Consider the following 8,858-nt stretch of genomic DNA (forward strand, 5'->3'; position numbering starts at 1 on the left):
TGTGTTGTTGCTTCAGTCGTTGCTGATGTGGGGTTCATTGGGGGATCTCCTTTTCCGGGTGAGGTTCAGTGACGGGGTCCAGTACCGGCAACGCCGCTACTTGTTTCAGCCAGGCATTGAGCAATGGCCGTTTATCATCCGAACACCGCCCGGTAATGCCTAACCGGGCCGTAATCGTAATAATGTCCGCTTCCGCCTGGGTCAGTGTTTTGTGCGCGCTCAGCAGCTTTTCCATAAACGCTACTTACTCCCCGGTCAGGGGCGGCAGCTTGAAGGGTTTCACCTCCGGCGGTGCCTGCTTCTCCCCGGTAAACGCATCCAGCAGGCCTGCCTGCACTGGCCCGCACACCAGGCTGAAAACCATCCCTGCCAATCGCTGGTGCATCCTGCGCCGCCTCCTGTTTTGGTGAATTAACCGGTAAATTGGCTCAGCGCCTCCAGGCTTCGTTGCTTTGGGTCGGGATGTAAAAGCCCTTTGAGCGCCTCCCTGGCCGCAGCAATATTTTCTGGCTCCCAGCCTTCCATGGAATCAGGGATGGCGTCCAGTCGGCGCTCAAGGTGCTGTTGCCAATTCTTCGGAGGGGGAGAGCCAGTGTCGTGGTAGCGGGTACCGGTCATCAGTTCGTACAAAACGCAGCCCGCCGCCCAGCAGTCCCCTCGTTGCAGGGTATGAAAGTTGGGCGCTTCCGGCTCCTCCGATAGCTCATCGAGCGCTGCACGCTCCAGTAACCTATTCAGCTCTTCGATTTCTGGTGCACGGTAGCCTGGCGTTCCGAGAACACCCAGCGGCGGGCGGTGGTCAGGGTCGCTAAAATCAGCAGCACTCCCGAAATCGTTCAATTTGGCGGTCATGTCCGGCATCACCATCACATTTCCGGGCTTCAGGTCGTTATGGGTGATCTGCTGGTCATGCAAGTAGCTCAGTCCATCCGCCATTTGTCGGACCATTCTGGCCGTGTCTTTTGCCGGTAGACGCTTGCTGGTCAGGTCGCTCAGGTTGGCAACGCCTGATTCGGTGAACAGCGTGATACGGATAACGGGTTCGACACCCAGTTTGTCTCTGTTCACCTTAGCATCCCTTAGCCTGACGATATTCGGGTGCTCAAGCCTCTGCAAAAATTGGTATTCCGGGTCTGCTTCTGCTTTTTCTTTTGCTTTTGCTTCTAATTCTGCTTCTGATTCTTCTTCTGCGCTGTCAGCCCATATGACGTAGGATTTTATGGCCAGAAGCTCTGATGAATTAAGAATGTCAGGTGGGGTTTTATGGGCTGCTTCGCGGATGCCAGGTACTTTGTCTGGCCTGGTTTGAGTCATCTTGTTAACCCGCGGCCGGATCGCTTCGATATTGTCTAACGGGGTATTTTCTTGTTGCGCTTGTGGTTTGGTTTCTTGCTTAACAACCGGCGCCTTATGAACAAGCTCAACTTGGCCGCTGGTAGTGCCGGGCCCTGTGCTTCTGAATGTTTTATAGCTCGATGTCTGTGGGGCTTTGTTAACGGCTCTCTCCTGAAGAGTGGTCTTGCCGGTTAACCAGTTCCAGATTTTCCTGAAAAAACCTTCCGGCTTCGCCCGGGTTATCTTTCTCAAACCGTCACTGCCTGAAGGTGTTTCTCCGGCAGGTGTCGTCACATCCCGGTCGGGCTGTGTAACAGGGGGTGTTGTGGTTCCTTTGATGTCCATAAGTGCTCCAGTGTTATTAATTCGTGATTTGCTCTGCCCTTGATGCCCGCCGTCCGCTGCCTAATCCCGCCCAGCACCAGCCCGGCTTCCCACCAACCGATCCCAACGCTCAGGGCGATCAACCACATCACAAACGTCGTGGCGTCGTAACTGGCCTCGCTCTGCAAATGGGATCGCTGCGGCTACCGGCGCCCCACGATGGTTCTCAGGTTGGGCGGCAAACGGGTTCTCCTGCCTCCGCCTTATGCTTCGCCCCCCAGATATCCTGCCAGCGTTCATGGAGGCGGCTCAGCCACCGGGTCTTGCCGGAGTCGGCCGCCCCAACGATCAGCTGGAACTGCAGCCTTTTCAATGATTTTTCAGTGCGGTTCTTGTCATAACGGTGGGCCGCTTCGCAAATCAACGGCGTGGCCAGACAGGAGCCGTCCCGGCGGAGTTTGGTTTCTGTGTGGATCTTGAGATAACGCATACTCTTACATCCTTGTTTGTTCGCTGTCAGAGGCGCTTTTTTCTGCTGTTTTCCTGTTACGGTACAACCCCGTTTATTCCGAACGAAATCCCCAGAAAAAGCCGAAGGCTTATGGGTAAAAAAAATCGGCCTCAGATTGAGAATAGCTCCTGATCGAAAGGCCGAAAAAAAACGATTGTTTAATTGGTGAAGCCAGACGATATGCGGCACACAAAGCAGGGCAACGAAAAGCGTAGAAAAGAACAGTAAGGGAAAGACGATACAAATTAGCCCAAGGACTATTCCATTCATGCCGGTCATTGGGTTTGTTGCAGGAAAATTCGTCTGGCATTGTCCGTCGTGGCCTTGGCCACTTCTTCCCCATCTACCCCTAGAATCCATGCTAATGCGCAGCAGACATAGGGAAGATTGGCTGGCACATTTTTTTCATCCTGTGATTCCGCTTTCTTTGGCATAATGTATTTTGGTAGCAGCGCCGGAGCATCTGACTCAATCATCAGTCGATCACGAAGTCTTTCCCAACCTGCAGTGCGCAAGGCTGCAATCAGCGATGACTTGCGCGAGCCAGCAATCCACCCGGTAATCCCGATGGAACAACCCAGATCCAGATAAGTCTGCAATTGTTCCCAGTTGCCGGTGAAACAGTGGATACAGGCTGATTCGGCACTGGGCAGGCGGGGTATGTATGGGCTGAGCAGATCGACAAAATCGGTATGGGCACCACGCTCGTGGAGAAACAGCGGTTTTTGCAGTTCCACCGCCAGTTCCAGATGTTCACGAAAAACCTCTCTCTGCACATCCGCCGCCGACGACAGATCTTTATAATCCAGCCCGCATTCACCAATAGCAATACATGGCTGCTGCCTGGCGGCCATAATCACATCCCTCAGTGCCTGACGCCCTCCATCCGGGGCAAAGTCTGAAGCCCTGCAGGGATGACAGCCGGCCATAAAATGCAATGAACATCGGGCCGGGGCTGCAGCAGCACCAGTTATCTCTTCAGGTCCGGAATTTGGCCAGGAATCCACCAGGATCTGCGCCTGTTTTGATACGGGAATAGTGCTACCAATAATCACAATATCACTAACGCCGGAATCCGCCGCCTGATCCACAACACTGGTGAAATCGGGAAACGCCGATGTGCCGTAACCCAGCAGATTGACACCGATATCAATAAGTTTTGTCGTATAACGGGGCATTTCAGACAGATGAGGAAACTTTACCCTGGAGGGAGCAACCGGCCGGGATTGCAGTCTGATATCTTTCACAGCCCGGCCATGCTCCGGGGGAACAGCAGATTCAGTCTTGCAGGGGCCGGAGCAGACCGCAACCGATTTGCCCGATTTAGTTGATTTAACCCGCTTATTCTTTTTCCGTTTAGTTAACCCCGGGTCGTCAACAGGCTGAATCTCCCCGTCATTTTGGGTAGAGAAAGACAGTCTGGATAATCCGGCATTGATCGGTGACATTGCTGACAAAACCCTCCAGAACCTGGCATTAATTGGTGACATTGCTGACAAAAACCTCCAGAACTTGGCTATGGGTAGCTCTTTTTCTTGCAGTTGGTCAGGTTAGTACATATCCAGAGACTCTGGCTGAAAATATCCGGAAATGACTTACGGTTAAACTGAGACTGTTGTGAATATCACGGCAGAATTGAATGTGGCTGGTCACCGGGAGAGATTGACTGACACACCATAAATGGAACCTAATAATCATTTTGAGATCGAATGGCGTTATTTATCGTCCATATGCGCAGGGCTTCATTCTGAAAGCAACAGCATCAACCTAATACCACTCAAAGCCTGCCCGGCGGGTTAACCCACAAGCCGCTCCAGGCGTGACGCCTGACTACGGCAAAACCACATTTAATGGTAAAAAAGTCTCAAACCATCAGCCACATCATAGAGGTGCAGCCACCACTGTGGATGATGGCAAACATATGGAAGATGCCTTTTGGCAAAAAAAACCATTACATGGACGTCAAACCACCTCGGCCGGTGTGCTTTCAGCCTATGGAAAAGATACAACGTCGATCAGATCCGGGTTCTTCCTGCAAAAACTTTGCTTACAGAACATACTGCATAACAATAGAAAAGTATTAGAAGCATTTAATGAAGTACCCGGGGATCATTCTTCAAGGCAAGCCTGGTATCTGATTCAAAGGTTAAAACAACCTCGGCATTATGATGAAACCAATTATGAAGGCAAATCCGAAAAACCTGACTGTCGGCCTAACTTGCTTCAAGAAGAATATCAACGCCTTCGTACACTCACTGCGAATCTTCAAACGAAATTGAATAGCCATTCTTACCGTGTTGATTTTGAGCTGAGAGTGAACGGCTGGCTATCGACAACTCAGCCTGTGAGTGACTTCGAGATCAAGCGAAAGGACTTTATCAAAGCACTGCTTGCAATGATGCATCCTGAATAAGACCAGGAGCCTCAATGAATCTTTAAATAAAAAGCCAGACAACTGGCTGGCTTTTTTGTATCAGTACAGCTTGTTCGCTTAACTTTGGTTTTCTTTGGTCAGCTCGGCAATTTCTTTCAGGCGTTCCAGTACTTTCTGGTTGATGGAGCCTTTTGGATAATTGCCTTTGCTGTTCATGACACCCGGACGATGGCCGGTCAGCAGCTCAAGAGCCTCTTCAACATGAGAAACGGCATAAACATTAAACTTCTTGGCTTTTACCGCATCCACTACCTTACTGTGCAGCATCAGGTTCCGAACGTTTGCCTGAGGGATAATCACTCCCTGCTCACCGGTCAGGCCCCTGGCATTACAGAGATCAAAGAAGCCTTCGATTTTCTCGTTAACACCACCAATGGCCTGAACTTCACCGTGCTGGTTCATGGAGCCGGTGACTGCATAGCATTGCCTGATCGGAGTATTGGTCAGCGCTGAGAGCAGGCAGCAGAGCTCTGCCATAGAGGCACTGTCGCCATCGATATAGCCGTAGGATTGTTCCATTGCCAGACTGGCGGAAATCGCCATTGGGAACTTTTGCGCATAACGGCTGCCAAGATAACCGGTCAGGATCATAACCCCTTTAGAGTGAATGGCCTGACCCAAAGCTACCTCTCGCTCAATATCCACAATACCCTGGCTGCCGGGATAAACCGCTGCGGTTATTCGGGCGGGAGAGCCAAAACAGGCATCGCCTACAGAGAGCACGGTTAAACCATTGATCTTACCAATCTGCTCACCGTCAGTATCAATCAGAATGCTGCCTTCCAGCATATCATCCAGGATCTGCTTACTGACCCGGCCGGTACGCTCGGCCTTGGCATCCAGCGCCCGGTCAATGTGCTCGTGGTTGATTTTACGGCCATTGCTGGTTCGCCGGATAAAGTCAGCCTCGGCCAGCAAGTCGAAGAGCTCACCGATTTTTGCTGACAGCTGAGTCTGGTTTTCGGTCATCCGGGAGCTTTGTTCGATCATCCGGGCAACGGCCGATGCAGACAGTGGTGGATAGTTTTCATCATCTGCCCGGTTTTTCAGCAGCTGGGCAAACGCCTGAACGGTTTCAGGAGAGCGTGGCAGCTGGTCATCAAAGTCCACCAGTACCCTGAACATTTCATGGAAATCCGGGTCAAGCTGCTGAAGGATGTAATAAATATCCCGCGATCCAACCAGAATCACCTTCACATGCAGTGGAATAATTTCCGGGGTGAGGGTGATGGTGTTCATCAAACCCATCTCGGAGTAGGGGGATTCAATTTTCAACTGCCGCTCTTTCAGCGCCCGTTTCAAGGCTTCCCAGACGAAGGGCTCTTCCAGAAGCTTGTTGGCTTCCAGCAATAAATAACCACCATTGGCCTGGTGCAGAGAGCCGGGGCAGATCTGACGAAAGTTGGTTACCAGGGCTCCCATCTCACTGGCGTATTCTATGCGGCCAAAGAGGTTCTTGTAGTTCGGATGAGACTCATAAATAACCGGCGCAGCCGCATCGTTCTTATGGCCAACCACCAGGTTGGGGGAGTAGAGCTCTTCTAATGCCGAGCGTTTGCTGGCATCTTCTTTGGACTCCATTGCCCGTTCATCGGCCAGGTATTCAATCACCGTTCTGTGCAGATGCTGTTTGACCGCTTCCAGATAGTCCAGAATATTCTGCTCTTTGCTGTATTTTTTCAGCATAGGCTTCATTAGCGGAGCCAGAGCCTGATCAATGGTATCCTGATTCAGATCCTGCAGCTTTTCGTTGGATTCCCGTTTCCACTGGGGCAGTTCCACCAGAGACTCATTGAGTTTGGTTTCCAGTTCACTGATATCGTTATTGAACTTTTCCCGCTTTTTATCCGGCAATTGCGCGAACTCGGTTTCGTCCATCGCCTTACCGCCAGACATCGGCGTGAAGCTCAATGCACCAGTATCCCGGTATAAGGCGATATCTCTTTTCAGCGCTTCCTGTTCAATTTGATCAATGGCCTGGTCATAACGCTTATTAAAGCTACGCTCGATGGCACTTTTCTTTTGCTGATAAGTGGGGTTTTCAAACGCCGCCGGAAAGGTCATCAGCAGCTTGTCAATAAAACTCTCAAAGTCCTTCTGCAGGTCACTGCCGAGACCTGCGGGCAACTTCAGGGCTTTTGGTTCACGGGGGTTATCGAAGTTATTGACATAGGCCCAGTCATCCGAGGAGCTCTGTCGCTTGGCTTCTGTTTCAAGGTATTTACGGAGGTAGGACATCCGGCCTGTTCCGGACTCGCCCATGACATAGATGTTATAGCCCGAGCGGTGCATGGCGACACCAAACTGAATCGCACTGGTAGCTCGCTCCTGACCCAGGATACCGACGTAATTTTCCAGCTCTTCTGTGGACTTGAAACCCAAATCCTTCACTGGTTGCTTAGCGATAAGCTGATTCGCTGTTAGTTTGAGTTTTTTCACAAGTCTTGCCATTTCCCGCAAAATGCTTACACCATGAGAGTTGAGTGAAGCTTTTGTTATATATATGACGCTTTTATGAGCCATACTATGCGTCCCGCTGAGCTCACAACGAAGCGTCAACAAGGCCCTATAGTACTCTCATTAAAAAGGTTTGTCGGCCTTGAGAACAGTGTGTTGAACTAAGAATCTATAAATTGCACAGTGATTTTATTGTGGTCAGAGGCTGCAGAGCTTTTTTATGAACGCTTGGAAAAAATGGCTGTCTATTGCCCTTATTGCTCTTGGAATTAACCAGGGTTTTGCGTCCATCGATGATGACCTGGATCGACTGATCGCCACCTTACCACCCGGGCATATTCATTCCATTAAAGTCATTGAAGCTGAAACAGGTAAGGTGTTGTTTGATCGGAATAGTCGCTTCAACTTGCTGCCAGCAAGCACGGTCAAAGCTATCACGGCCATCTCAGCTTATCGGGTGCTGGGGGAAGAATACCGGTACCAAACCCGCTTGTTGAGTAACAATCCCTTGTCAGGGGGGAAGCTATATGCCGGAGATCTGGTGTTAACCTTTTCAGGCGACCCATCGCTGACCAGGCATGACCTTTCTGAGCTACTGGGAAAACTGAATAATAAAGGTGTAAAGCTAATACGCGGCAACATCTGGCTTGATGGCTCTATATATAGCGGTTATCCAAGAGCCGGTGGTGCAAGTTGGGATGACCACAACATCTGCTTTGCCGCGCCAGTCAGTGCCATGATACTGGATCGTAACTGTTTTTTTGGCTGGCTGGTGCCTTCTGGAACAGAGGGGCAGTTATCAAAGATGGTTTACGATGAGCCACACTGGCAGCTCTCTGTTGATAATCGCATAGCGATTAGAAAACCTCAGGCCCATGAATCAAAGGGTTGTGTTCAGGAAGTTTGGCCATCATCAAAACATGAGTACCGCCTGGAAGGGTGTATTGCACCTGATGCCAAACCAATGCGCATGGCATTTTCAGTGCGTGATCCAGAACGTGCTGCAGCAAAGTTTGTAGAGTCTTTTTTGCAGGCGAACAACATCAGACTTGAAGGCAAGGTTGTGGTTGAGAAACCACAAGGGGATTTTAAATGGCTTGTGGCCAGTCATCGTTCTGCGCCGGTGCCTGATCTTTTACAGCGAGTGCTGGATAAGTCAGACAATCTATACGCTGACAGCCTGCTGAAAACCATAGGGTCATCGGTAAATGGTGAAAAGGGCTCTTACTCTTCAGGCGCAGAGGCGGTTCTGGCCATGTTAAGGGAAGAGGGCGTTGATTTGAGCAGAGGTAGATTGGTGGATGGTTCAGGATTGTCCCGATATAACATGCTCAGTGCTGATGACTTTACTGAAGTGTTGCAAACCGGTTGGAGAAGCTGGGGAGAGAGTGCACCCTGGCTGGCCTCACGAGATGATGAGCGACGCTGGCTAAAGACTGGTTATATGAGTGGGGTAAACAGTATGGTGGGTTATGCCTTTCCGGAAAATAACTCACCTTTAATATTTGCTGTACTGCTGAATGGGCTGAGACCTGTTCAGCCAGCTACGAATGAAGAGGTAAGAGCATTTCATCATGAAATCAGGCTATTTCACCGGGCATTTCTTCAGCGACTGACGGACACACAATAAAAGAAGGCATCAGCTTGTTGGAGGGTTGTCGTATATTGATCTGAAAATTAAATGATGAAGTATTGCCTTCATCTGTTTTCTCTTTATAATACGCGACTCTTCCAAAGGCATTCCCAAAAGATTTCCCAAAAGATTGTCAGAGATCAGCAGAACAAATCTTCATCGCT

Annotated in this window: 8 protein-coding genes; 2 read left to right on the forward strand and 6 right to left on the reverse strand. The window is 50.3% G+C overall.

The features are described 5' to 3' along the window. Positions 1-34: 34 nt before the first annotated feature. The 5 genes from KDK15_RS18255 to KDK15_RS18275 all read right to left on the reverse strand — a co-directional run bounded on the left by KDK15_RS18255 (position 35) and on the right by KDK15_RS18275 (position 3,660). On the reverse strand, positions 35-235 hold the full coding sequence (locus KDK15_RS18255; protein WP_257296824.1) for a hypothetical protein: 201 nt from the start codon (positions 233-235) through the stop codon (positions 35-37). 9 nt (positions 236-244) lie between these two features. Further along, positions 245-385, reverse strand: coding sequence for a hypothetical protein (locus KDK15_RS18260; protein WP_257296825.1), 141 nt, complete (start codon positions 383-385; stop codon positions 245-247). Between the two features lie 26 nt (positions 386-411). Then, positions 412-1,680: a protein kinase gene (locus KDK15_RS18265; RefSeq protein WP_257296826.1), complete on the reverse strand. Its 1,269-nt coding sequence runs from the start codon at positions 1,678-1,680 to the stop codon at positions 412-414. 205 nt (positions 1,681-1,885) lie between these two features. Then, positions 1,886-2,149 carry a hypothetical protein gene (locus KDK15_RS18270; protein ID WP_257296827.1) on the reverse strand — a complete coding sequence of 88 codons (264 nt, stop codon included), beginning with the start codon at positions 2,147-2,149 and terminating at the stop codon, positions 1,886-1,888. A gap of 296 nt (positions 2,150-2,445) precedes the next feature. Further along, positions 2,446-3,660 carry a TatD family hydrolase gene (locus tag KDK15_RS18275; RefSeq protein ID WP_257296828.1) on the reverse strand — a complete coding sequence of 405 codons (1,215 nt, stop codon included), beginning with the start codon at positions 3,658-3,660 and terminating at the stop codon, positions 2,446-2,448. 329 nt (positions 3,661-3,989) lie between these two features. Between KDK15_RS18275 and KDK15_RS18280 the strand changes: the two genes are divergently transcribed. After that, entirely contained in the window at positions 3,990-4,583 is a 594-nt protein-coding gene (locus KDK15_RS18280) for a hypothetical protein (RefSeq protein ID WP_257296829.1), read from the forward strand. A 78-nt stretch (positions 4,584-4,661) separates the two neighbouring features. Here the strand turns inward: KDK15_RS18280 and KDK15_RS18285 are convergent, their stop codons facing one another. After that, positions 4,662-7,043: a Lon protease family protein gene (locus KDK15_RS18285; RefSeq protein ID WP_373691406.1), complete on the reverse strand. Its 2,382-nt coding sequence runs from the start codon at positions 7,041-7,043 to the stop codon at positions 4,662-4,664. 238 nt (positions 7,044-7,281) lie between these two features. Between KDK15_RS18285 and dacB the strand changes: the two genes are divergently transcribed. Next, positions 7,282-8,691, forward strand: a complete 1,410-nt coding sequence (gene dacB / locus KDK15_RS18290) for a D-alanyl-D-alanine carboxypeptidase/D-alanyl-D-alanine-endopeptidase (RefSeq protein WP_257296831.1) — start codon at positions 7,282-7,284, stop codon at positions 8,689-8,691. Positions 8,692-8,858: the final 167 nt, after the last annotated feature.

Origin of the sequence: Endozoicomonas sp. YOMI1 (genome assembly GCF_024606345.1) — a bacterium.
Classification (GTDB): domain Bacteria; phylum Pseudomonadota; class Gammaproteobacteria; order Pseudomonadales; family Endozoicomonadaceae; genus Endozoicomonas.